22 protein-coding genes are annotated in these 23,824 nt (G+C 62.7%); 9 read left to right on the top strand and 13 right to left on the bottom strand.

Features of this window, described 5'->3' with window-relative positions; translation table 11 throughout:
- Positions 1–362: 362 nt before the first annotated feature.
- The 5 genes from BACI9J_RS01550 to BACI9J_RS01530 form a co-directional block, all read right to left on the bottom strand.
- Positions 363–1,415 carry a siderophore-interacting protein gene (locus BACI9J_RS01550; RefSeq protein WP_159732758.1) on the bottom strand — a complete coding sequence of 351 codons (1,053 nt, stop codon included), beginning with the start codon at positions 1,413–1,415 and terminating at the stop codon, positions 363–365.
- On the bottom strand, positions 1,412–2,236 hold the full coding sequence (locus BACI9J_RS01545) for an ABC transporter ATP-binding protein (protein WP_159732755.1): 825 nt from the start codon (positions 2,234–2,236) through the stop codon (positions 1,412–1,414). Before BACI9J_RS01545 ends, BACI9J_RS01550 begins: the two co-directional genes overlap by 4 nt.
- Before the next feature lies 1 nt (position 2,237).
- The gene (locus BACI9J_RS01540) at positions 2,238–3,275 is read right to left on the bottom strand and encodes a FecCD family ABC transporter permease (RefSeq protein WP_236558824.1); all 1,038 of its coding nucleotides are present in this window, start codon (positions 3,273–3,275) and stop codon (positions 2,238–2,240) included.
- A 62-nt stretch (positions 3,276–3,337) separates the two neighbouring features.
- Positions 3,338–4,453, bottom strand: coding sequence for a FecCD family ABC transporter permease (locus BACI9J_RS01535; protein WP_159732749.1), 1,116 nt, complete (start codon positions 4,451–4,453; stop codon positions 3,338–3,340).
- Positions 4,454–4,458: 5 nt separating this feature from the next.
- A complete protein-coding gene (locus tag BACI9J_RS01530; protein ID WP_159732746.1) occupies positions 4,459–5,529 on the bottom strand; it encodes an iron-siderophore ABC transporter substrate-binding protein in 1,071 nt (356 codons plus the stop codon).
- A gap of 491 nt (positions 5,530–6,020) precedes the next feature.
- On the opposite strand from BACI9J_RS01530, the gene BACI9J_RS01525 reads away from it, so the two are divergent.
- Positions 6,021–6,515 (top strand): FBP domain-containing protein, encoded by a 495-nt coding sequence (locus BACI9J_RS01525; RefSeq protein ID WP_159732743.1) that lies wholly within the window; start codon positions 6,021–6,023, stop codon positions 6,513–6,515.
- A gap of 97 nt (positions 6,516–6,612) precedes the next feature.
- Here the strand turns inward: BACI9J_RS01525 and BACI9J_RS01520 are convergent, their stop codons facing one another.
- The 3 genes from BACI9J_RS01520 to BACI9J_RS01510 are packed head-to-tail and all read right to left on the bottom strand — an operon-like array spanning position 6,613 to position 12,393.
- Positions 6,613–10,089: an ATP-binding protein gene (locus BACI9J_RS01520; RefSeq protein ID WP_159732740.1), complete on the bottom strand. Its 3,477-nt coding sequence runs from the start codon at positions 10,087–10,089 to the stop codon at positions 6,613–6,615.
- Complete coding sequence (locus tag BACI9J_RS01515; protein WP_159732737.1) at positions 10,086–10,943, bottom strand: DUF4194 domain-containing protein; 858 nt, start codon at positions 10,941–10,943, stop codon at positions 10,086–10,088. Before BACI9J_RS01515 ends, BACI9J_RS01520 begins: the two co-directional genes overlap by 4 nt.
- Positions 10,936–12,393 carry a DUF3375 family protein gene (locus BACI9J_RS01510; protein WP_159732734.1) on the bottom strand — a complete coding sequence of 486 codons (1,458 nt, stop codon included), beginning with the start codon at positions 12,391–12,393 and terminating at the stop codon, positions 10,936–10,938. Before BACI9J_RS01510 ends, BACI9J_RS01515 begins: the two co-directional genes overlap by 8 nt.
- 338 nt (positions 12,394–12,731) lie before the next feature.
- Here BACI9J_RS01510 and BACI9J_RS01505 point away from each other — a divergent pair, with 338 nt between their 5' ends.
- Complete coding sequence (locus tag BACI9J_RS01505; protein ID WP_159732731.1) at positions 12,732–13,034, top strand: hypothetical protein; 303 nt, start codon at positions 12,732–12,734, stop codon at positions 13,032–13,034.
- A 62-nt stretch (positions 13,035–13,096) separates the two neighbouring features.
- Entirely contained in the window at positions 13,097–15,061 is a 1,965-nt protein-coding gene (locus tag BACI9J_RS01500) for an acyl-CoA dehydrogenase family protein (RefSeq protein WP_159732728.1), read from the top strand.
- A 4-nt stretch (positions 15,062–15,065) separates the two neighbouring features.
- Here the strand turns inward: BACI9J_RS01500 and BACI9J_RS01495 are convergent, their stop codons facing one another.
- A complete protein-coding gene (locus tag BACI9J_RS01495) occupies positions 15,066–15,470 on the bottom strand; it encodes a YchJ family protein (RefSeq protein ID WP_236558297.1) in 405 nt (134 codons plus the stop codon).
- Positions 15,471–15,657: 187 nt separating this feature from the next.
- Here BACI9J_RS01495 and BACI9J_RS01490 point away from each other — a divergent pair, with 187 nt between their 5' ends.
- Positions 15,658–16,491, top strand: coding sequence for a hypothetical protein (locus BACI9J_RS01490; protein ID WP_159732722.1), 834 nt, complete (start codon positions 15,658–15,660; stop codon positions 16,489–16,491).
- A gap of 4 nt (positions 16,492–16,495) precedes the next feature.
- Here BACI9J_RS01490 and BACI9J_RS01485 read toward each other — a convergent pair whose 3' ends face one another.
- Positions 16,496–16,987 carry a flavin reductase family protein gene (locus tag BACI9J_RS01485; protein WP_159732719.1) on the bottom strand — a complete coding sequence of 164 codons (492 nt, stop codon included), beginning with the start codon at positions 16,985–16,987 and terminating at the stop codon, positions 16,496–16,498.
- A gap of 294 nt (positions 16,988–17,281) precedes the next feature.
- Here BACI9J_RS01485 and BACI9J_RS01480 point away from each other — a divergent pair, with 294 nt between their 5' ends.
- The 5 genes from BACI9J_RS01480 (at position 17,282) to BACI9J_RS01460 (ending at position 21,862) form a co-directional block, all read left to right on the top strand.
- Entirely contained in the window at positions 17,282–18,316 is a 1,035-nt protein-coding gene (locus BACI9J_RS01480; protein WP_159732716.1) for an aldo/keto reductase, read from the top strand.
- Between the two features lie 165 nt (positions 18,317–18,481).
- The gene (locus BACI9J_RS01475) at positions 18,482–19,585 is read left to right on the top strand and encodes a sulfite oxidase (RefSeq protein WP_159732713.1); all 1,104 of its coding nucleotides are present in this window, start codon (positions 18,482–18,484) and stop codon (positions 19,583–19,585) included.
- 163 nt (positions 19,586–19,748) lie between these two features.
- Positions 19,749–20,126 (top strand): RNA-binding S4 domain-containing protein, encoded by a 378-nt coding sequence (locus BACI9J_RS01470; protein ID WP_159732710.1) that lies wholly within the window; start codon positions 19,749–19,751, stop codon positions 20,124–20,126.
- A gap of 111 nt (positions 20,127–20,237) precedes the next feature.
- A complete protein-coding gene (locus tag BACI9J_RS24210) occupies positions 20,238–20,912 on the top strand; it encodes a DUF6318 family protein (protein ID WP_236558296.1) in 675 nt (224 codons plus the stop codon).
- A 329-nt stretch (positions 20,913–21,241) separates the two neighbouring features.
- Positions 21,242–21,862 carry a hypothetical protein gene (locus tag BACI9J_RS01460; RefSeq protein WP_236558295.1) on the top strand — a complete coding sequence of 207 codons (621 nt, stop codon included), beginning with the start codon at positions 21,242–21,244 and terminating at the stop codon, positions 21,860–21,862.
- Positions 21,863–22,043: 181 nt separating this feature from the next.
- Here BACI9J_RS01460 and BACI9J_RS01455 read toward each other — a convergent pair whose 3' ends face one another.
- From BACI9J_RS01455 to BACI9J_RS01445, 3 genes are all read right to left on the bottom strand, one after another.
- The gene (locus BACI9J_RS01455) at positions 22,044–22,505 is read right to left on the bottom strand and encodes a DUF3817 domain-containing protein (RefSeq protein ID WP_236558294.1); all 462 of its coding nucleotides are present in this window, start codon (positions 22,503–22,505) and stop codon (positions 22,044–22,046) included.
- 84 nt (positions 22,506–22,589) lie between these two features.
- Complete coding sequence (locus tag BACI9J_RS01450; protein ID WP_236558293.1) at positions 22,590–23,195, bottom strand: hypothetical protein; 606 nt, start codon at positions 23,193–23,195, stop codon at positions 22,590–22,592.
- A gap of 93 nt (positions 23,196–23,288) precedes the next feature.
- The gene (locus BACI9J_RS01445; protein WP_159736306.1) at positions 23,289–23,795 is read right to left on the bottom strand and encodes a hypothetical protein; all 507 of its coding nucleotides are present in this window, start codon (positions 23,793–23,795) and stop codon (positions 23,289–23,291) included.
- Between the last annotated feature and the right edge of the window lie 29 nt (positions 23,796–23,824).

The raw sequence follows: 23,824 nt of genomic DNA, 5'->3' as shown, positions 1-23,824 counted from the left end.
GGCCCAACCCAAAGTGAACTCAGGGAACGGCAGGTGCGCGAGCATCGGCCTCAAGCACGAGGGATGTGCGCGAGCATCGGCCTCAAGCACGAGGGAAGTGCGCGAGCATCGGCCTCAAGCACGAGGGAAGTGCGCGAGCGTCGGCTGGAAACCCGAGGGAAGTGCGCGAGCGTCGGCCTCAAACCCGAGGGAAGTGCGCGAGCGTCGAAAGGTGACGCTCGCATGAGCCGCGGCGGCGGTTTTGCAAAGGAGCGCATCGCGGCCCATCGTGGCGCGGAGGTCGCTTAGCGACCGGACCGCCACCTATGGGTTGTGTCTAAGCGACGGCAAAACTGCCGCTTCGGCGGACTAAAGGAGAAGGATTAGCCCTCGGCTTTACCTCGTCGCCAGTAGCCCATGAACGCAACTTGCTTCCGGTCGATACCTACGTCGCGCACCAGGTACCGCCGCATTTCCTTGATCACGAACGCTTCGCCGGCGATCCATGCGTAGAACGGGAGGGCGCCTGCGGGCAGGGTGGGGTTTTTGGTGGCTTCGATCGCTGCGGTGTCCATGCGTTGCGGGGTTTCCCAGAGGATGTCCTGGTCCACGTTGACGTCTTCCGGCTCGGGACCGGCAGCTCCGGAGCCCTTGATGCCAACCCAGCCCGGAACGGGAATGGCCTTGGCCACGGCTTCTTTGAGGAGCTCGCCGTGCGGACGGGAGCGTCCAATGGCTGCACCGCGGGCGAGCCAGGTGATTTCAATGTCCGCTGCCGTGGAGATGTCCTGGAAGTCGCCGGCTTCGGGAACTTCGAGGAAGGCGTGGCCGGTCATGTCGGCAGGCAGGCTTTCGAGGATGGCACTGATGGCGGGGACGGCGGTTTCGTCGCCGGCCAGGAGGACGCGCTGGGCCAGGCCCGGACGCCATTCGATCCCGCCGTAGGCCCCGGCTGTGGTGCACTGGGCTGCGCGGTTGTTGGGGCCGATGATGGTGATGGCGTCGCCCGGCTTCGCAGCAAGGGCCCAGTTTGCTGCGGGTCCCCCGTGGCCGGCGTCGTCGAAGTGCATGACGAAGTCGATGTCGATCTCCGGGTACACGGCGTCCAGACGCTCGGAGCGGACGGTGTAAGTACGCATATCACCGCGGACGGCAGGGTCCATGGCCAACCATTCCTGGTACCAGCCGGCTTCTTCCATCTTGAAAGGAGGCAGCGGAATAACGTTGCCGGAGGCGTCGAAGGACGGGATCATCAGCTTCACGCGCAGGTCCAAGGTGTCCCCTGCCACGCCGAAATCGCGCAGTGAGTAGCCGCCGAAAGTGATGCGACGGAAGTTGGGGCTGAGCTCCTGCACGGCCGTCACAGTGACGTCGAAGGCGAGGGTCATGGGCTCCACGGCGGCACTTGCTTTTGCCTGTGTTGGTTGTGCACTCATGAGGCGATCTCCAGTTCGTTGATGGAAGCGGTCTGTGCGTGGTGGCGTCCGATGGGAACGATCAGCGGGGTGCCTGAGATGGGGTCCGGTACCACCCGGGACTCCAGGCCGAAGACGTTGAAAACAAGTTCCTCGGTGACCACGGTGGGCGCCGGGCCTTCGGCCACGATGCATCCGCCCTTCATGGCGATCACATGGTCGGCGTAGCGGGCGGCAAGGTTGAGGTCGTGGAGCACAATTGCCACTGTGGTGCCGCGGCTGCGGTTGAGGTCCGTGATGAGGTCCAGGACTTCCACTTGGTGGGCTAGGTCCAGGTATGTGGTGGGTTCATCGAGCAGCAGGACATCGGTTTCCTGCGCGAGGGCCATGGCGATCCAGACGCGCTGACGCTGACCTCCGGACAGTTCGTCGATGCTTCGCTCAGCGAGTTCCAGCGTGGCGGTGGCGTGAAGCGCGCGCTGCACCGCGGCGTCGTCGGCTGCGCTCCAACTGCGGAAGAAGCCCTGGTGCGGGTAGCGGCCGCGGCCTACGAGATCGCGCACGGTGATGCCGTCCGGGGCGGTGGGGTGCTGAGGGAGCAGGCCGAGTGTCCGCGCAAGTTCGCGGGCAGGACGGCTGTGAATGTCCTTGCCGTCCAGGGTGACGGCGCCGCCGGCGGGCTTGAGGAGTCGGGACAAGCCGCGCAGGAGGGTGGACTTGCCGCAGGCGTTGGCGCCCACGATCATGGTCACTTTGCCCTCGGGGATCTCAGTGGTGAGTCCCTCCACCACTTTGCGTGCCTCGTACTGGAGGGTGAGGTCCTTGGCATTAAGGATGGCCATGTCAGGCCTCCTTTCGGTTCGAGGTGACCAGCAGCCACAACAGGAAGGGTGCACCGAGCGCGCCGGTGATGACGCCGACGGGGAGGACGGTTCCGTCCAGGATGACGGGGGCGATGTTGGAGGCGAAGAAGTCTGCGAGCAACACAATCAGGGCACCGGTGAGGGCCGACGCCGGGAGGCTGGGTTTGCGGACGATCCGGCGGGCGATCGGTCCGGCGAGGAAAGCGACAAACGCTACCGGGCCGGCGGCCGCGGTGGCAACAGCGGCAAGTCCCACGGCGGTCAGCACCAGTCCCAGCCGGGCAGCGTTGACCCTGATCCCGAGGCCGGCAGCGGCGTCATCGCCAAGTTCGAGGATGCGCAAGGGGCCGGCGAGGGCAATAACGGCGGGAATCAGGACCAGCAGAGAGACTGCGAGGACGCCTGCCCGGTCCCAGGTGGAGGAGTTCAGGGAGCCGTTGAGCCAGATGAGGGCGTCGGCTGCGGTGCGGATGTCCGCCCGGGTCATGAGGAAGTTGACCACTGCGTGCAGTGCAGCGGCGATGCCAACGCCGGCAAGGATGAGGCGGTTGCCTGCAGCGTTGCCGCGGCTGCCTCCGCCCGCGCCGGAACCACCGCGGGAGATGGCGTAAATAATGGCCGCGACGCCGAGCGCGCCGCCCAGGGCTGCCCCGGAGACCACGGCGCCGGAAGCGCCGAAAATCACGATTGCTGTTACGGCCGCCGCGCTGGCGCCGTAGCTGATGCCGATGATGTCCGGGCTGGCCAGCGGGTTACGCAGCATGGTCTGGAACAGTGCGCCGGCCAGGCCGAAGGCGATCCCGATCATGGTTCCCACAACCGCTCGTGGCAACTTGTGCTCCATCACGATGAAGCTGGCTCCGGGGATTTTCTCGCCGCCGGTCAGGTGGTTGATCACGATTGTGAAGAAGTCCGGGATGGTCACGGTGTAGCTGCCCAGGAGCACGTAGACCGCGAACATGACCACGAGGGCCAGTCCGAGGAAGAACGTGGGGCTCAGCAAGCGCCGAAGTGGCATTTGATGCCCATGTTTGCGGGAAACATTGGCGTTAAGTGCCAACTCGGGGGCGGTTTTGAGGGTCACAGTCCGGCCCCCTTGCCGCGGCGGATGAGCCAGACGAAGACGGGTGCACCGATGATCGCTGTCATGATGCCTGCCGGGACTTCGCCGGGGAGCAGGATGACGCGGCCAAGGATGTCGGCGCTGATCAGGAGAATAGGGGCGACCACCACGGAGAATGGCAGGATCCAGCGGTAGTCCGGGCCGGTCAAGGAGCGGACAGCGTGGGGAATGACGAGCCCCAGGAATCCAATGGGGCCGGCCAGCGCAGTGGCGGAGCCGCACAGCAGCACAATGCCCAGACCGGTGATGCCACGGGCCAACCCCACATTCTGGCCAAGGCCGCGGGCAATGTCATCACCCAGGGCCAAGCTGTTCAGGACACGGCCGCCCGCCAGGATAATCAGGGCTCCGATCACAAGGAACGGCAGCGCCGGAAGGAGGACCGACCAGTCACGTCCGCCAATGCTGCCCACTTGCCAGAAACGGAAACGGTCAAAAGTGTCCTGGCTTGAAACCAGGATGACGTTCATCAGGGAAAACAGGCCGGCGCTCAGGGCGGCACCTGCGAGGGCGAGCTTGACCGGCGTCGCACCGTCACGTCCCAAGGACGCAACGGCATAAACCACGACGGCGGCCACTGCGGCACCGATGAAGGCGAACCAGATGTACCCGGTCAGCGAGCCGATACCGAAAACGTAGATTCCTACCACGACTGCCAGAGCAGCGCCGGCATTGAGGCCCAGGATTCCGGGATCGGCCAGGGGGTTGCGCGCTACACCCTGCATGGCCGCACCGGCCAGGCCGAGTGCGGCTCCGGCGAGCAGGCCCAGCACGGTGCGGGGAATCCGGGCGATGACCACAGCGTGGTTGCCGTCTTCCGGATTGAAGTTGGTGAGTGCTTCCCACACGGTATTAAGGGGAAGACCGCGTGCGCCGATCGCCAGGGATGCGGCGCAGACTGCGGCGAGTACGACGACGGCCGCCAACAGCCAAGCGGTGCGCTTGCCTGCCGTGCCGCGGGAGACGGTTCCCCCTCCGGTTCCAGCAGCTTCAAGGGCGATGCCTCCCGGGCCAGCCGACACCAAAGTGCCGCTGCCCCGCCCCTGAACTGCCGTCGTCGTACTCAGTTTCATTGCAGTTACTTGCCCGCTGCGTCTGCTGCTTTACCCAGCTGCGGCAGGAACGTGTCCAGTGCCCACGGCAGGCTCAGCGGCGATGAAGCGGAGATGGAGAGCGTCAGAGTCTGGTCCGAATCAGCAACCAGAGCGCCCTTCTTGATGGCCGGGATCTGGCCGAGCAGCGGGTCAGCCTTGATGGCGTCAGCGGTGGTGGCATCCGGCACCCAAGTGACGAAGACGTCGGATTCGAGCTCGTTGGCCTTTTCAGCAGACCACGGGATGAAGAATTCCGTAGCGCTCTTGGTGTTTTCGGTGACCACCGGAGCAAGCTTCATGCCAATTTCGGAGAGGAAGCGGGGGCGGTTGTCGATGGCCGTGTAAACGTTGGCGCCATCACCCTTGGCAGGCTCAAGGTTGCCGTAGATGAAGGTCTTGTCCTTGATCTGCGGGAACTTGGCAACCTTTTCCTTGACGGTGGTTTCGGTGTCCTCGATCAGCTTCTTCGCTTCGGCTTCCTTGCCCAGTGCCTTGCCGATCAGGGTGGTGCTTTCCTGCCACGGGGTGCCGTACGCGAGTTCCGGCTGCGCCACAACGGGGGCGATTTCGCTGAGCTTCTTGTAGTCAGCTTCTTCCAGGCCCGAGTAGGCGGCCAGGATGACGTCCGGGTTGAGCTTGGCGATCTCGGTGAAGTTGATGCCGTCCGCCTCGGAGAACTGAACGGGAGCCTTGTCGGTGCCGAAACCGGCGCCGAGCTTCTCCAGTGCTGCGTCCTTCCAAGGGGTGGAGCCCTTGTCATTGTTGCCCCACTCGTTCTTCGGAACGCCAACGGGGACAACGCCCAGGGCGATCGCGACGTCATCATTGACCCACGAGACGGTGACTACGCGCTTGGGCTGTTCCTTGATGGTGGTCTCACCAAAGACGTTCTTGATGGTCACCGGGAAAGCTGCGGATTCCGCCTGCTCAGTTGCCGGTGTGGTGGTTGCCGGACCAGTGGAGCAGCCGGTGAGCGTGAGGGCGACGGCGGCAAGTGCGGCCGTTGCGGTTCCTGCTGTTTTGAGCAGGGCGCGGCGTGGGAGAAGGGAAGCCACGGGACTCCTTAAGTAAGTGATGCGAACCTAAGTAAGGCTAGCCTACCCTCCGGATAATTAAGAAACGTTTGCGTCACCTAATCCACGCTATCGGCCAAATGCGATGCAGATCACACCATCGCTCACATCCCAAGCCCCTAACCCCAACGCTCTTCCACATCCCGCGGCTTTCCACTAAACCCTCCCGCAGTGGACATCTGCCCGGAAGTTTTGAAAGTATTGGCGGCAGCGGACTACCGCTTCTTAAGGAATCGAAACGAGGGGATGAGCGTGCGCACTGTTTCAGTTGCTGCAGCCATGGTTGGCGAGGTGGCCGCTCTGGCCTGCTTGGCACTCCCCCGTACGTCGGTATCTTCCTAGGCTCCCGGCCAGGCATCCGTTCTTCGGGTCCCTTTGTTGTGCCCTGTTTTGCCGGATGACCGACGACTTCTGCCATTTCGCGCGCGCCCGAAGCCGCGCCGACGTCGACCATTTCCGAAAGAAGCTTTGCCATGCAAAAAATCACTGCCCAACAAATCCGTTCGTCGTTCATCAACGCCAGCCGATCAGAGGCCGCCAAGATGAACCTCCCGCGGGATTTCGAAACCATCAACTGGGACAACCTGGAATTCCTGGGCTGGCGGGACGAAAAGATGCCCCAGCGCGGGTACCTCGTGGTTCCGCACCGGGGAAAACTCACTGGAATCATGCTCCGTGCACCCGAAGGCGGATCCGGGAAGAGGCGAGTGGTCCTCTGCGAACTATGCCGCGACGTTTTCTCAAAAGATGACGTATATCTGTGGGTCGCCAAGAAAGCCGGACAATCCGGTAAGGATGGCAACACCGTGGGGACACTGATCTGCGCGGAGTTCGGCTGCAGCGCCAACGTGCGCAAGGAACCGCCCGCCAACGAGATCAACCCGGACCCGGCCGCCGTCGTTGTTCGACAAATCGCAGGCCTGGTGGCCAGGACCGAACAGTTCCTGGACCGCGTCCGCGCGAAATAGCCGCGAATAGTACCCAAGTAGGTAGCAGCAGGTGCCGTTTAGAACCCTCAAAACGGCCTGGTCTGCTACCTACTTGGGTGCGCCGGCAGAGGTGACGTCAGCGCAGGACGATGTCCACCGGGTTGGCTTCGGAGCGCCAGGCTCCAGGCTCACCGGGGCCGGCGATGACCGGAGCGGTGAGCACACCCGAGCGATTGGTTCGTTTGTCGCGGAGGATTTCCGTGACTGATCCCAGGTGCCGGGACAGGTCGATCACGTTTTCCGGAGCCGCAAGGAGCAACTGGAAGCCGAATTCGTGAAGCGCCTTGATGCCGGCGCCCGCGAATTCCTCGGAAGCCAACACGAAAGCTTCGTCCATCATCACGGTTCCGTAGGTGGTGAACCCTTGCTCGGCGATGCCCAACTGGTAGCTCAGCGCCGCGGCCATGATGAAGGCCGTGAAACGCTGGCGCTCACCGCCGGACATGGACCCGGTATCGGCGTGCATGAAGACTTCAGTCTTCTTTTTGCCTGACTTGCCAGTGCCGCCCGACTTGGACGCAACCTCACGGTGTTCCTTGCACTGGATAAACAGGTGCCCGCGGACATCCAGCACCTCAGCACGCCACCGCCGATCCTCCGGGGTCTGCGATCCAAGCCGTTTCACCAGGGTTTCCAGCGATTTGTAGCGCGCGGTGAGCTCGGCGTCGTCGTCCACTTCCACCGCTGAACCGGTCGCAGAAGCAGCGCCACGCGATGGGCGGGTGTGCCTGGCTTTCAAGGCATTATGGATAGCGTCCTTGAACTGTTTGGCGGTGGCCGGAAGCGTCTGCTTGATGTCCAATTCGAGGAAGCTGCCCTCATGGAAGTTGACCTGGGACAGGATGCCGTTGAGGGGCAGGATGCGGCTGGTGATGCTGCGGCGTTCCTCGTCCAGCAGATGCAGGAGCGTGCTGAACGATTCGTGCGTGCGCTGGTTGAAGAACAGCCGGAACTCAGCCTCCTGAGCAGGCAACCCGTCACTGACGATCGCGTGGTAACGGGACTCGAAATCCCCGGCAGCCCCGATCGACGTGCCGTGATCGGCGCTGATGGCACTTCCCCAGTCCCGCACGAAAGCTTCAAACATGCGGGTCAGCCGTTCGGCTGTCGCCTGCCCGCGAGATTCCGCCGCGTGCAGCTCATCGAGCAGCTTATTGCGGACGCTGTTGGCCAGGTTGTCCAGCTCGTACAGTTCGTTGACCTCTGCGATGCCATCGAAGTACGGCTCCAGCGCGGTAACGGTGGACGCCGACGGCGGTGCTTGCTCCAGCTTCAGCCTCGCCGCATCGAGCAGGCCGTCCGCCGTGGTCATCTTATGGTCGAGCGCTTTGTATTCGCTCTGCAGCACAGCGGCCGTGCCTGTGGAGGACTGGTGCTTTTCCCGGACGGTTTCGATGCTGGCACGCAACGGCTCAAGGTCCGCCTGAGCAGCTAAAGCGTCAGTAAGACGCTGCTCGATCCTGGCAAGCTCGTCCGCGGCGACGGCTGCCGAGACCTGCTCCCAAGGCCGCTCATCTTCGGCAACCCGGCGCAGGGCCTCGAGCTGGCGAGCCATACCCTGGTGCGAGTCCTCGCGGCTCTGGGCAAGTTCCGCGGCTTTCACGAGCTCGTTTTCCAACTCGCCCACCCGCGCTGCAACCAGCTCAAGCTTGGACGCGTTGTCGAAACCGAGGACGTAATCCTGGCGGCTGGTGAAACGGTCGTCCTTTTCCACCGTGTGCCGGTTGCGTTTGACCACACCGCCCAGGCTCAGGCCCTTGTCCATGGACGCAAGCTCGTCCGGGTCCTCAACGCACGGGTATGCGAAGTCCAGGGCGATCCGCTCCCGGATCCATTCCCCCGCATCCGCATTGGAACCGGAGGTGAGGATGCTCAACTTAGTCAAGAGGTCGCCGTCGGACACGTCCTCCACAGCTAGCGCACCGCCGGCGAGCGGCTTGGACACATCAATGGCGCGAAGTGCGCCACGGACGGTGTTGTCGTTCAAATAGCGGGTCACCGCCGCGAAGTGCTCGCCCGGAACCAGCAACGTGGTGGCGAGGTTACGCAGCGCGCGCTCGGCGGCCGGACGCCACTGGTCCTGTCCTTCGGCGAGATCGATCAGCTCACCGCCAAAGGGCATCCGCTCTTCCGGTACACCGGTGGCAGCTGCTATGGCAGCCCGGTTTTCAATGCTCGACGGCGGCAGCAGCGATTTGCGCGACCGCAAGGAAAGCAGCTCCTGCTGGGCCGCGGCAAGCTCACGCTTCTTGGTGGCATGGCCGTCAAAAGCCTCAAAGCGAAGCTCCTTGAGCGCCTCCGAATCGTCCTTCAACTCAGCGGAGCGGGCCGCCGCCTGCTCATGCGCCTGATCCCAGCCCTCAGCGGACCACTCAAGGTTCAGCCCGGCGTCGGCCAATGCCTTCTTGGCCGAATCCTCAACCTGCTGACGCAGTTTAAGGCCAACCTTCGCGTTCTCCAACGACTGCTCAATGGCCGATATCGCGTTGCCGCCGCGGTTGTTGTAATCCAGCTCAAGATCCCGGAGCTCTTTGGCTAAAAAGTCCCGCACCGTGCGCTCGGCAGCCAATTCCTGGGCTTTGGACTGAGCCAACTCCTTGAAACGAGCCAGCGTCTTGGCGTGAACCGTGACCGCAAGCTGCTGCTTGTAAGCCTCGAACTCCTCGCCGGCCAGCTCCCGCAGCCGGTTCGCGTCCAGCAACGCCTGCGCGTACTCCTTGTTCAGCCCCGGAACCGGAGCCAGCTGATCCCGCTGCTGCCGCACGTCCTCCAGCCGCTGCCGGATGGACATCAGGTTGCTGAACTCCTCCACCACATCATCGGCGGCAGCCAACGTTGCCGGAGCATCCAGCACCTGGTCGCGGAAGAACGTATTTACGCTGCCACCCAAGCCCTTACCGGCCTGGATCACGCGAAGCAGCGGAAGTGCCTGGTCCGAGTTGATGCCGAGCAAGCGCCGGAAGCGCTCCGCGAACGCCTTATGCACATCGAAAACCTGCCCATCCGGGAAGATCGACTCCAGCGCACCCTTGGTGAACCGCTTCTGCGCAATGCCCTCGATCGCTTCAAGATCCAACGGCTTGCTATCGATCACGTAAAAACGCCCGACGCTGGACTCCGTGCCATTCTTCGGGAGATCGAACAGCGCCGACACCGTCACCTTGGTGCCGGCCGCGTTATCAAACGTCAGCGCGACGGCGGACCAGGTGGCACCCGGGCGTTGGAAGGCACTGGCCGAGCTATCGCCCACCGCCTTATCACCAACCTTGCCGCGCATGTACGTGAACGTGGTCCTCTTATCCTCCACAGCACCGCCGGAACGCTGGGCAGCAGCCTCGTTGGAGCGGGGGCGGGCATCAAAAACACGCAGCATCGCATCAAAGAGAGTCGACTTGCCTACGCCCGAGTTGCCGGTCAGGAGCGTGCCCTTCCGGTCCACGTGCATGGTGTGGGCGCCATGGAACGTGCCCCAGTTGACCACCTGCACCAACGCGAGGCGCATCTGGCCCGGGTTGGTGAGTTCGCCTAGTGGGAGCATGCTTGCGATGGTCACTTTGTGATCCCTTCAGCGTTGGTTCCGTCCGCGGCGGTGCCGGCGTCGTCGTCCCCGTCCGCGGAGGAGTCGGGGTCCAGGTCGAGGAAGGGCTCTGTTCCTGATTCGTCGGCGGCTACTGCTATCAGGGCCTCAATTTGGGCCGGGATGTCGCCGATGTTTTCGAAGGGGAGGGCCAGGGGCAGGGCGTTGCTGATGGTGTACGTGTCATCCAGCGGGGTGGGGAGGATGAGTTGGCGGGCCAGGAGTTTGGTGATGGTGCGGGTGACTACGTCGGAGTCGCGCAGGGCATCTTGTTGGCCTGCGGGCGTGTAGTTGGCCACGAGGTCCGATATTTCTTCGCGGGTGATGGTGGGGTCTGTTTGGGCTGTGACATGGCGGTCAAGCAGGAGGCGCAGGCGCAGCAGGACGATGGTTTCCACTCGGCTCAGAGCGCGTTGCTGGCGCAGGATGCTGGAGCGTGAGCTGGCACCAACGACCTCAGGATCGACGGGCCGGAGGACTGCGATTTTGCGATCATGATCGAGTTGGAGGGTGAGGAACAGCTCGGAGAGGCGGCTGCGGAGGATCAACTGGTTGTCCAGCAGGGTTGTCCACAGTTTCTCATCGCGGCCACCGTCAATGTACGGCCCCTTCAGCAGCTTCACCAGAGCATGGCGGACCTTCATGGGAAGCACACCGGTGTCGCCCGGGAAGAGCGCTGCGCCGTCCACGAAGGTGTCCCGTGGAGTGACCCGGAAAGGGTCAGCGTGGCTGACTTCAGGAGCAGGCTCAGCGTCAGCAGCGGGCTCAACCACCACTTCGGTGACCTCATCCGCGTCGGTGACGTCCGTCGTCGTGATTTCTTCAGTCATCAGAATCCTCATTCAGCGTGACGACAGGCAGGTACGCCGTGCGGATGCTGCCGTCGATTTGTTCGAAGTCGATGTGTTCCCACGTGGCCCGGTTGAAGGCCGCGCCCGTTTGCAGCGCCATGGACAGCAAGGTGCGCACGGTGTTGATGTGGCGTTCCTCGGCGGGGAGGTTATCCCAGGCATCGCCCAGGGTTGTTGCGCCAGCCATGGCTGCCCGGACAACAGCGGGCTTGGCCTTGCCCGTGCGCGCCGACCTTACGCGGTCCGAGTCACTGAAGGCAATGGGATCGGCCAGCCGCGGGGGTGTGGCGAATTCGTCGGGATCGAAAAGTTTGACCATGGCCAACGACTCGAACCCGGCGTTGTAGAGCACGGGCCCGCGGACCAGGCCGGGACGATCGCGTTCGTAGGGCAAGGACCGGATGGCTTGCTCTGCCTCGGCCAGCACCTTGCGCAGGCTGACGGACTGCCTGACGTCGTCGCTCTGGATGTAGGTGTTCAGGCTCTCGGAGAGCTTCCCGTAAATGCGTTGGATCTGGCTGTGCTGCGTGCGCAGTTCCGCCACCAGGTTCTTGAGCGTTTCTCGATCCTCGTGGGAGAGATCGTCCGCGAATTGACGGCTCAGCACCTCACCGATCGCCGAGCGGAACCTCAGTTGCTGCTGGGGATCTTCCAGGAACGCCGTAAAGGAGCGGAACGTGCGGCCTTCCGGGCTTTGCCGCAGGCGTTTGTCGGCCTCCAAAACCTGGGCCATGGTGGCGCCCTTGCTCAGGGATTCCTCGATGATCTGGTTGCGGAGCTCGCCGACCAATTCTTCGATCCGGTCACGCATTTTCTTGTAGTCGGCAGGCAGGCTGGCCGCCAGGTCAAGGATGTTGCCGGCGGCTTCAACTGCCTCTTCGTCATCCAAGAGCCCGTCGAATTCGCCGGAGCTGATGTCTTCCACCAGCTGCTGGCGCTCCTGGATTTCCTCTTCAAGGGCTTCCAGCCGCGCGCTCTGGTCAGGGTTTGTCTCGTTGGCGAGCTTCTCTACATCGCCCAGCAGTGTGCCGAGCCGCGACCCGTTCAAGGTGGAACGTTCACTGGAGAGGCTGTCCAGGAACGCGAGCACGCGGGCTGCCGGTTCGGTGACCTCGTAAACGATCTGGCCTGATTGGTTGCGCCGGGTTAAGAACTGCTTCCGCGTCCATTCGTCGCCAAAAAGCTTGCCGTTTTGCTGGCCGCCCAGCGCCGGGTCCTGGCGGCGGAGCTGCTCAAGGAAGGCGTCGACGTCGGCATGGAACTCTTCGAGCGGAAGCTGCGGCCTGGTGCGGGTAAAGGATGCCTGCAGCACGGCGATCACCCACGGCGCCGATCGTGTCAGTGCCCACGCGGGCCCCTTGGTCAACTGTTCGAGGTCACGGAGCCGGGCGCTGATGGCGTCGGCGGAGGACATGGCTGAACGGGACAACTACTCTCCTTCAGCTGCTGCGAATCCTGGCTGGCAGCGAAAACTGCCCCGTACAAGGTTAACGCAGAGCGTCGCCGGAGCGACCGCGCGCCGGAAGCGCCGCCGTCGTGCGCGCCGGAAGCGCCGCCGTCGTGCGCGCCGGAAGCACCGCCGTCGTGCCTTTCCGAAGCCGCCCGCCGCAACCATTCCGTAACCTACCGTCAGGTATGGTTTCGATCCCATATCAACGGCGTCACGACGCGTTTCTGCACTGGCCGGAAACCACCGCCACCCCTAGTGTCAGAGCATCGACGCAGCCACGCCGCGTCGACCCACGCACCGTCGCCCCGGGGGGAACCATGAATTTCGACTTCTCTGCGCTTGATACAGCCACTTACGTATTCATTGGAACGCTGGTCTTCGCTGCACTTTTGGTGGCATTTATTGCCGCTGCAGCCATAGCAACAATCATTCTTATCGGAGCAATGGGCATTGCCTGGTATGCCGTAAAGGCAGTTCTGGGTGGGCTGGTCCATGGCATTAACTTTGCGTGGGACCGCGTGGTTCACCATGCCGGTCAAGTGGAAATTCCGGCCGAATTCCAACCGCAGGTTTCCCCTAGCACAGGTAGCTACTCGCGGGTAGCATTGAGGGACAGCTGAAGGGTTCGCACCCAAGGCGGACCCTGGCTCCATCCGGCACCACCGGCTAGAGGAGTTCTCCCATGACGTCCGCCACTGACAACAGTCTCGCCGCCGCAAGCGTCAATGCCAGCGCAGAAGAAGCCCGTGCCGTAGCCGAGGCTGCCCGGGAAACCGAATGGAACCGGCCCAGCTTTGCCAAAGGCCTGTACCTGGGCAGCTTTGACCTTAGCCTCATCCACCCCTGGCCACAAGCCAAAACAGACGATGTCCAGCGGGGCGAAGAATTCATGGCCCGCCTGGTGACACTCGCCAAAACCATGTCCGGACGCGTGATCGAGCGCGACGCCAAAATTCCGGACGAATACCTCAAAGGCCTCGCGGATTTGGGGGTTTTCGGAATGAAGATCCCGCGCGAATATGGCGGTTTAGGCCTGTCCTTGGTCTATTACGGCCGCGCACTTGCCCTGCTGGGATCGGTACATCCGAGCTTGGGCGCCCTCATTTCCGCCCACCAATCCATCGGCGTTCCGGAGCCCGTGAAAGAATTTGGCACGCTCGAACAGAAGCAGGAATACCTGCCGCGTTGCGCTGCCGGCGCCATTACCGCTTTCCTGCTGACAGAGCCCGACGTCGGCAGCGACCCCGCGCGCATGGGCGCCACTGCCGTACTGTCCGACGACGGCGGGTCCTACCTTCTGGACGGCGTGAAACTGTGGACCACCAACGGCGTGATCGCAGAACTCGTGGTGGTCATGGCCAGGGTTCCTCAGCACACCGATGCCGACGGCACGGAGCACAAGGGCGGCATCTCGGCGTTCGTCGTGGAAATGGACTCCCCCGGCATCACCGTGGAAAACCGCAACACCTTTATGGGCTTGCGTGGAATCGAGAACGGGGTGACGCGTTTCCACCAGGTTCGCGTCCCCGCAGCCAACCGGCTGGGCCGTGAGGGCCAAGGGCTCAAGATCGCCCTCACCACCCTTAATACAGGACGACTTTCCATCCCCGGACTGTGCGTCGCCGCCGGAAAGTGGAGCCTGAAGATCTCCCGCGAATGGTCCAACGCCCGGACCCAGTGGGGGCGTCCGGTAGGCAAACACGAAGCCGTGGGCAAGAAGATCGCCTTCATCGCCGCCACCACTTTCGCATTGGAGGCCGTTTTCGAGCTCTCCGCCGAAATGGCTGACGCCGGCCAAAAGGACGTTCGCATCGAAGCCGCGCTGGCTAAGTTGTGGTCCACGGAACTGAGCTGCCGGATCGCGGACGAACTGGTGCAGATCCGTGGAGGCCGGGGCTTCGAAACTGCCGACTCCCTCGAAGCCCGCGGCGAACGGGCTGTGGCCGCTGAACAGCTCCTCCGTGACCTCCGCATCAACCGGATCTTCGAGGGGTCCAGTGAGATCATGAAACTCCTGATTGCCCGTGAGGCCGTAGATGCCCACCTTGCCGCCGCCGGCGACCTCGCCTCAGCGGACGCGAGCCTTCAGGATAAGGCGCGGGCCGCCGTCGGGGCCTCCGGCTTCTACGCCCGCTGGCTGCCGAAGCTGGTTGCGGGCGCAGGCATGGACCCGCGGTCCTATGCGGAGTTCGGTCGCCTTGGCAAGCAGCTGCGCTTTGTGGAAAGGTCCTCCCGGCGGCTGGCCCGTCAGACTTTTTACGGCATGGGCAGGTGGCAGGCGAAACTCGAGCACAAGCAGGCGTTCCTGGGCAGGATTGTGGACATCGGCGCTGAGCTGTTCGCCATGGCAGCATGCTGTTCCCGGGCCGAAATGCTGCTCCGGACCCGCCCGGAACAAGGCGCCGCGGCGTTCGAACTGGCCGAGGCGTACTGCGAGCAGGCCCGCGTTCGGGTGGACGAATACTTCGATCAGCTGTGGAGGAATACTGACGACGGCGATCACGACCTTTCGCGCAAGGTCCTCGCCGGCGACTACGCCTGGTTGGAGGCCGGCGTGCTGGACCAGTCCGAAGGGACCGGCCCATGGATCGGCGATGCTTCCCCCGGCGCTTCGACCAAGGAGAATCTGCACCGCAGCTACCGTTGAGGCCTTAGCGCACGTCCCCGTCCACGTAGAACCACCGCTTGTCTTCCCGGACGAAGCGGCTGATTTCGCGCTGGACGCCGCGTTCGCCGTCGAGCCTGTAATGCGCAGCGAACTCCACCAGGCCGGTGGTGTCCAAGGGGCCGCCGTTCGACGTCGAAACGATGTCCAATCGGCGCCACTCCATGTCCGGATCGAGGTCCATGGACGCGGGCCGGGTTGACTTGTGCCAGGTGCGCAGGAGATAGCCGGGATCCAGGATGACGAACGCCGAATACCTGGAGCGCATAAGTTGCTCGGCGGTTGGCGCTTCGGCGTCGCCACGGTGGAATCGTCCGCAGCAATCGTCATACTGCTCACCGGACAGGCAGGGGCAGGCGCCGTTGCGGAGCCGGGCTGTATCAAAGGTCAAAGGGTCCCAATCTGAGGCTGGAAATGAGAGCTGGGCAACATATTTTCCCACGCCAGATAACAGCTTCGAAACAACCCCGCCTGAGGGTGGGGCGGGGCGTGATTCCGTCGGTGCTGGACCTTAGGCTATATATGCAAGCTGGGTGGGCATTGGGCGCATCACAAAACGACGGCCAGGGGAGGCTAACGTGGAGGATCCGACAACACTCGCCATCAACCTGACGTATTTGGGGACACTGGGACTTGCGGTCCTGATGTTCGTGGGTCTCATGTTGATCGTCATCATCACTCTGGTGATCGCCGGAGTTGGGCGGCTGCTGTCCATCATCCTTCTGGCCATGGTGGGGATTTTCCCCAAGAAGGCCAACACTCCCATCGTTCACCTCCCTCGGCACCCGGCGAGCGTGACCGATCCTGCGGCTGAGGACGACGATTCTGCGCGTTCAGCTGTTTCCGCGCCGGCACCTGCTTCCGCACCTGTTGTTGCACCTGAGGTGGCGCCTGCGGCGCCCAAGCGAGACCTGCTCGGAGATGCCCGACGGCGGCTCTCGGGCGCGTCTTCTGCGCTGAAGGACGGCGAGTGGAAAGCCAAAGTCTCCCCACGGAATCTGCCGAAACCTGCTGAAGTGAAATCAGTGGTGGAACATCAGACCGCGCACCATCCGATCGTCGTTGCAGCTGCAAAGGAACCGCCTGTCCTGGCAAAGGACTGGGCGGACGCTGTGGCAGAAGCAGACGAACGGGCGGCCGCACGCGCCAAAGCGCAACAGCCGCCTGCCATCAAGGTCACCGTCCGCGATCTTGACGAGCCCACGCCGTCGTCCAACGGCAAAAATCCGGCTCCCAAGCGTCCGGACTTTCCGCCAAAAGGGCCGGACCACGGACCCGCACAGGCCGGCGATGCCAAAAGTCCTGACTTCGGCAACGGGGCCAGGAAATCGGGCCCGGACACTTCCAAGAATGGAAAGGTTCCGAGCCCGATTCGAAAAGGTTCGCTGAGCGGCGCGAGCCGCAACACCTAAAGGCTTATGCTGCCAGCTGCCTGAACGCCGCGCCGTGGTAGATCAGGGGCTTGGATTCGAGGTTAATAGTGGTGGCCTTGACCTCGAGCACAACAATCGCGTGATCTCCGGCCGGGGTCTCGGAAACAACTTCGCATTCGAAACCCAGCACCGCGCCGTCGATCAGCACTGCACCTGAGTCGCTCACGCTGGTGTCCAACCCGGCGAAACGGTCCCGCGTTTTGGAGGCCAGCTGGAGCGCGGCCGCTTCCTGCCCCTCAGCCAGCACTGACACGCCGAGGCGTTGGGCCTGGCGGAGCTTGGGCCAGGTGGTGGAGGAGTTCTGCACGGCGAACATCACCAACGGCGGTTCCAGCGAAACTCCAACCGTGAAGGACGAGGCAACCAGAGCTTCCGGCGTGAAGTCCACCATGGCGCTGAAGGCCGCAACTCCCGAAGGGAACTGCGCAAATGCTGCCTTGATGGCGGCCGTTTCTTCCACTGTGGTCTGTGTCATTCCGGTGTCCCCTATCGTGCGATGCCTGTGTTCCTTTCCCATAATTCCCCCGGTTCCCGGAACGGCAATATTTGTTGATCCGCAAGACATTTGTGTTGCCGCGTGTCAAGAAATGTCGCGAAGTATGGCCTCCTCCATTACCTCGCAAGACGAAAAACGAAGAACTTCTACCATTTGCGTTTATGCCTCTGACAGCCGTGTGTAGCCTCGATTGAACATCCCGTCCATGGCCGCCAACTCAGGCCCGGACACCCAGCACTGCCCACAAGCACTGTCCCACCACAGGAAGCCGACATGAGCCTCAACGAGCTACGAACGCTTGGACGCACTGGCGCCCTGATCAGCCCCCTCACACTGGGCACCCTGAATTTCGGCACCGGCGCCGCGCCTACAGGCCCGGCCGAGAGCATTCGCATCATCAAAGCTGCCCTCGATGCCGGTATCACCAGCGTTGACACCGCCGACATCTACTCACAGGGCGAAGCCGAAACCGTAGTTGGCCAGGCCATCCACAGCCGCCGCGACGACGTCTTCCTTGCCACCAAGTTCCACGGCCAGATGGGTTCCAACCCGGCGCACGCCGGCAACTCCCGCCGGTGGATTGTCCGGGCTGTGGAGGACAGCTTGCGACGGCTGAACACGGACAGGATCGACCTCTATCAAGCGCACCGTCCGGACTACAACACGGATCTGTTGGAGACCATCACGGCACTCAACGACCTCATCCGCCAAGGCAAAATTCTCTATTACGGCACCTCCGTGTTCAGCCCGGCCCAACTTGTGGAGGCGCAGTGGATTGCGAACACCAACCACCTGACCCCGCCTGTGGTGGACCAGGTTCCCTATTCACTCTTGGTGCGCGCCAATGAACGGGACGTTTTCCCCATCACCCAGCAGTACGGCGTCGGGGTTTTGAGTTACGGACCCCTCGACGGCGGATGGCTTGCTGGAGGTTATCGCGTCGGCGGGGGCCAGCCGGAAAGTTCGCGATCGGCTGCGGTTCCGGGCCGTTTCGACGTCAACGCGCCCTTTAACCAAGGCAAGCTGCACGCAGCCGATGCCCTCGCGCAGCTTGCGGCACGCCACGGGTTGACCCTGATCCAGCTCGCCGTCGCCTTCGCACTGAACCACCCGGCGGTGACCAGCGTAGTCATCGGGCCGCGCACCGAGGATCACCTCACCGACTATCTGAAGGCCGCTGATGTGGTGCTCAGCGAGTCCATTTTGGATGAGATCGACGACATCGTTGCCCCGGCCGTGAACTTCCTGGAGCGCGACGCGGGCACTGTTGCACCGCACCTTGAGTACCCGGAACTACGACGCCGATAACCCCCTTTGCGTTGTGAGGCCCGCTTTGCGCGCCCTGAGCACGAGTTGGCGCGTAAAACAGGCCTCACAACAAGCTATTGACGCAGCTTCGGCCTCGGCGTGATCCTTGACCTAAGTGCTGCGGCACTCCGCAGCGTTTAGCTTCCAGTAGAACGCCGCCATCCCATGTCCAAACACCATGTCAAACAAAGAGCACCAAAAACCGCCAACCCCGGCCAGCCAACCCAAGGGCCGCTAACTCACGAGGAATTACAACTCTCCGGGCGGAACCACTCCATGCCCCTTGAAGCCCTGCACGACGACATCACGCCGGCCGGGCTGCACTATCTGCTGATCCACTTCGATATCCCGCACGTTTCCGCCGATACTTGGCGACTGAAACTAGGCGGCGCCGTTGACCGGAGCCTCGAGCTGAGTCTTGCGGACATCAAAGCCCGGCCCGCCGTCACTATGCCCGTCACCCTTGAATGTGCAGGGAACGGAAGGTCACTTCTGCAGCCCCGTCCCGTCAGCCAGCCCTGGGTTCTCGGTGCGGTGGGCACGGCAGAGTGGACCGGAACCCCGTTGGCACCCTTGCTGGAGGAAGCAGGCCTGACGAGTGACGCCGTCGAACTTGTCTTTACGGGTGCCGACTCCGGCATTCAAGGCGGCGTCGAAGAACCGTATGCGCGCAGCCTGTCTGTAGCCGAGGCGATGCATCCGGAAGTCATGCTGGTGTATGCCATGAACGGTCAGCCGTTACCCATCCAGCACGGCTTCCCGGTCAGGCTGCTGGTTCCGGGTTGGTATGGCATGGCGAGTGTGAAGTGGCTGACGTCGATCGAGGCCGTGAAGTCGCGGTTCATGGGTTTCCAGCAGGCGGTCGCCTACCACTATCTTCAAGGACCTGACGGGCCGGGGATTCCCGTCTCACATATCCGCGTCCGTTCGTTGATGATTCCGCCCGGAATCCCGGACTTCTACACTCGGCGACGCGTAGTGGACGCCGGTCCCGTGATGCTGCACGGACGTGCGTGGTCCGGACACGGTGAGGTTGAGCGCGTGGAAGTGGGGATCGACGGCGAGTGGATGCCTGCGCATGTGGATTCGCCGCTGGGTGATTTCGCATGGAGGTCGTGGTCCATGGTGTGGGTCGCGAGCCCGGGAGAACACGTTCTGCGGTGCCGGGCCATGGATTCCACAGGCGCGCTCCAGCCCACCGAACAGGTGTGGAACTACCAGGGCATCGGGAACAACATGGCGCAGGCGGTGCAGGTGACGGTGCGGTAGTTCCTTCTCTTCCAGCCCGCCGAGTTCGCTGGAACGCTGCAGGACCGCCGGAACGCTGCAGGACCGCCGGAACGCTCCCGCGTTTTCGGTGGCTTCCCCACGATCTCGCGCGCTTCCGGTGTTCTCGCCAGCCCGCCTTGCCCCGGTTAGACTCGTTCCAATCATGAGTATCCCGTCTTCATCCCCAGCGAACGTCCGAGTCGACGCTTGGCTGTGGGCGATCCGCGCATACAAGACCCGCTCCGCTGCCACCGCTGCCTGCCGCGCCGGGCACATCCGCGTCAACGGAAACCCGGTTAAGGCATCGCAGAGCGTGATCATCGGGGACACCATCCGCGTCCGCGAATCCGGTTGGGAACGGATCCTCGAGGTACGGCGACTCATCGCCAAACGTGTGGGCGCAGAAGCCGCCTCGCACTGCTTCACCGACCACACTCCCCCGCGCCCCGTAGCCCCCAAGCTCGGGCTCCCCCAGCGCGACCGCGGCGCCGGCCGACCCACTAAGAAGGACCGCCGGGACATGGAGAAGCTGCGGGGCTAGGTGGGCCCTCGCTGACGTTTATCCACAGGCCCCATCTTCTGACATGAAGGGTTGCCCCTTCCCGGCCTAGACTGACCGGCACACCGCCAAACAGCTGCTGGGGAGCCTGTCATGTCACGCCTTTCGTTTGCCTCTTTTCCTTCTGCTCACGTCCGACCGGCGGTCTTCGGCCTCACCGCCATGATCCTTCTCAGCGGTTGTCAGGGTGGCTCCGCTCCGGGCAGCCCACCTTCAGAAAGCAGCTCGACGACGGCGTCGCCCACCTTCAGCGTTTCGGCTCCGGCGGCTTCGGCTACTCCTGTTGCCCCGCCCGCCGTCTACAAGCCAGCCGACGCAACCGGGAAGGCACAGAACGTACCTGTGCCTGTGATGCCTGAGCTGGCGAAGGAGAACTCGAAGGCCGGGCTGGAAGCGTTTATTGGGTACTGGTACGCCACCTTTTCCTACGCCACTGAGACTGGTGATCTGGATCCTTGGGTTGCAACAACTGATACTTCCAATGCAGTCGCGGCAGCGTACAGGAAGGCGTTGGAGCGCAATTTTTCTCAGGGAATGTGGATGGTCGGCGGAACGATCTCAACGCCCGTCATTGATGTTCTATGGACAGATGGGGCCGCTACCCAAGAGGCAAAGGTACAGGTTATCCAAAGTGAAATTCGGTACTTCAACGCGGACGGGACCTCCGGCAAAGATGCCACGCCCGGGTCCAACATAGCCGAGGCAGTATTCGCAAAATTCACGGATGGAATGTGGCGGGTTACCGACAATGGAATGATTGTCGGCTAGTTGTGAGGACAATTCGGATTGGCTCCGTCATGGTGTTACTCATCGCCCTCTGGAGCGGGACAGCACACGCACAATCATCAAATGACGGTGGAGGACCGATAAGTGTCGGTCGAGGCGAAACTTCTTTGACGGCTGGTGGACTCTTCGTTTTCAACCCTGAGACTGGGAGATCTGAAAGCACAGCCGGGTCGTCAGACAACACCGCCGAGGATCCGAATCAGTACATGGCCGATGTTCACTGCCGGTCCGGCGGAACGGACACTCCCGACAGGGGGTGCCTCACTATGGAATGCCCGGCCAAAACACCTGCCGGAGAAGAGGGCACTCCCGTGATCTGGAGACAGGCCCCAAAGTCCATCGAGGATCCAACATGGACCGACTACCCCGCCGTCAGCGGCCCTACCTGCCTGTTTGACCCCGAACCCGGGAACGTCCTGGACAACATCGCCGCCCGGATCCTCACCGACTTCCAACAGCTCCCCGTCAACCCAGGAACCCTCGAAGCCCAACCCTTCCCCCACACCCTCAAAGGCGGACCCACCAACTTCTACACCACCGCCGGCGAACAAACCTTCAACGTCACCATCCTCGGCCAAACAGTCCACCTCACCGCCACACCCGCCAGCTTCACCTATACCTTCGGGGACGGCACCACCCTCGGACCCACACCAGCCGCCGGCTACTCCATCCCCGAAACCGAATGGCTCACCAACGACACCCGCACCAGCCACAGCTACACAGACACGGGCAACTACCAAGCAACCGTCACCACCAACTTCACCGGCACCTACTCCGTCAACAACGGACCACCCCTACCCATCAACGGAACCCTGGACATCACCACACCCGCCAAAACCATCCACGTCTGGAAAACAGAAAAAGCCCTCGTCGCCGACACCTGCCAGGAAAACCCCAACTCCTGGGGCTGCCCCGGAGCCGAGACCAGATAGACCTGCGGTGCCACGTACCGCCACCACCCTCTTCGAAGGCGAACAGCCCGGCGAAACACCACGCAGGCGGCGAGTCAGGGCCCTTCAAGATTCAAGGGGGGTGGTGGAGGCCCCTGGAATAAGCACGCCGGAAAGAGAAAGCACCAGTTCCGAAGAACCGATGCTTTCCGCAGGCTGAAGCTTAAGAGAACCAGGTACCGGGAGGGCCCATGAACAGCAGGAAGCTGAACACGGCCCCTACGGCAACAAGAGTGACAACCAGAGCAAGAACGGGGTTCCGCAGGACCCAGGCCTGGGCTTTTTCGAAGCCCCCTTGAGGCTTGTCACCCCCGGCAGCCAAGCGCCATCCGCCGTCGAGGAGGCCACGACGGTCCAGCGACTTTTCCGTGGGGATGGTGGCGTACGGGATGACGGCTGAACCGATGGCCAGCAGGCCTGTGCGGGTGGACCACTTCTGGTTGATCCAGGTGAAGGCGGCCGTAGCGGCGTAGCAAAGGAACACGAAACCGTGGATGCCTCCGGCAATGCTCACCCCCACGTCGGTGGTGCGTGTGACGTACTTGAGGAACAGCCCGATCAACAACAGTGTCCATGTCACGGCCTCGGCAAAAGCAACGGTACGGAACAAGGTACGGGGCTGCATGGAAGTCCTCAGGTAGAAAACGGGAGACACCTTCTATTTTACCGGCTGTAGAACTTCCCTTGCCTCATCTGTGCATCGGCACGCTTACGGCAATGGGAGTGCCGCCCGGTTTCGGATCTGCGAGTCGCCGAATTCGATAGCCACGGGAGCGATCTCCATCTCCGGCTCATGACGGGTACGGGCCTTGCCGACTGCTACGTGGGGCAACCACCGCGGTGATCTGTAACCGAGTGCAGGTGAGCTGAGGATGAAGTCGTCAATGTTGTCCAGGCCAAGATCGTCAAGAAGCACGTGGAGCCCTTGCACCAGAAGTGCCTGGTAATCGTGTACTTCCTGCGGCACATCCACCTCGAGTCCCATCAGACGACCACCGCCCAAAGGGATCAGTTTGTCCGATTTCCCCAGGAAGCCCTGCAACACCGGAAGATCCGTCAACCACCCGGCGATCTCCGGAAGGGTCTTCCCGGCACGGGACAACCCCTTGGTCCAGTCGGCGATGTCCCTGCCCAGTTCATCGAGAATTCCCACATGCAGCAGGGTCATGTGCAGGCCCTGGGGTTTTCGCAGGGAGTCGACGAACCGGTTCAGACCCTCGTAGTCCGAGACACCGGCGCCCACCCGAAGCACGGGTACCTCAAGAGTGATACGAGGTGGATGAGGTTTGCTTCCAGAGGAGACAAGTGCCGTCATGGTTGCCATTATGCGCCGAACGCCCAGCGATCGGGAGGCCGACGGCGGAACCCGGCGTCCGCCGTCGTGCTGCCTTTTACGCTCTGCTGGTTTTCACTTCTTGGCGCGGGCCTGAACCAGATTGGCGAATGGCAGGCGCCCATGAGCGGCTACGAAGCCTACGTGGTAAGCGGCCTCGGCACCATTCACTTCCGAAGCCGGGAGTTCCTTCCACGCGATGATCAGGTCAAGGGCGTCGCGGAGTTGCCAGATGAGCCGTGCATCCCACACGACGGTGGGCCGTCCACGACCGTAGTCAAGGAACTCCTGGATCTGCTTGCGGAGCCCCCGGTTGCCTTGGCTACCGGCGCTGGCTTTGCCGATGTACAACACCGAAGCATCGGGAATCCATTCGGACTCCAACACTTCACGCTTGAGGGAGGGGTCCTTCTTTTTGAACGTTCCGGCAGTGCTCTTGCTGAGGAATATGGGCTCGAAATCCGCAGGGCGAAGGATCACGAAGATGCCGGGTCCTTGGGGAATTCTCATGGATTCGAGTTCGTCGATGGGTCGGAATCCGGTAAACCCGTCCTCGATGAGGGACTTTTTGGTGAAGAGCATGGTCCATTGTGCGGGACCGCGCAGCGCCG

Origin of the sequence: Arthrobacter sp. 9V (assembly GCF_902506065.1) — a bacterium.
In the GTDB taxonomy this organism is placed as follows: Bacteria; Actinomycetota; Actinomycetes; order Actinomycetales; family Micrococcaceae; genus Arthrobacter.
Note: the sequence above shows the minus strand (reverse complement) of the source record. Positions and strands in the feature narration are given on the sequence as shown.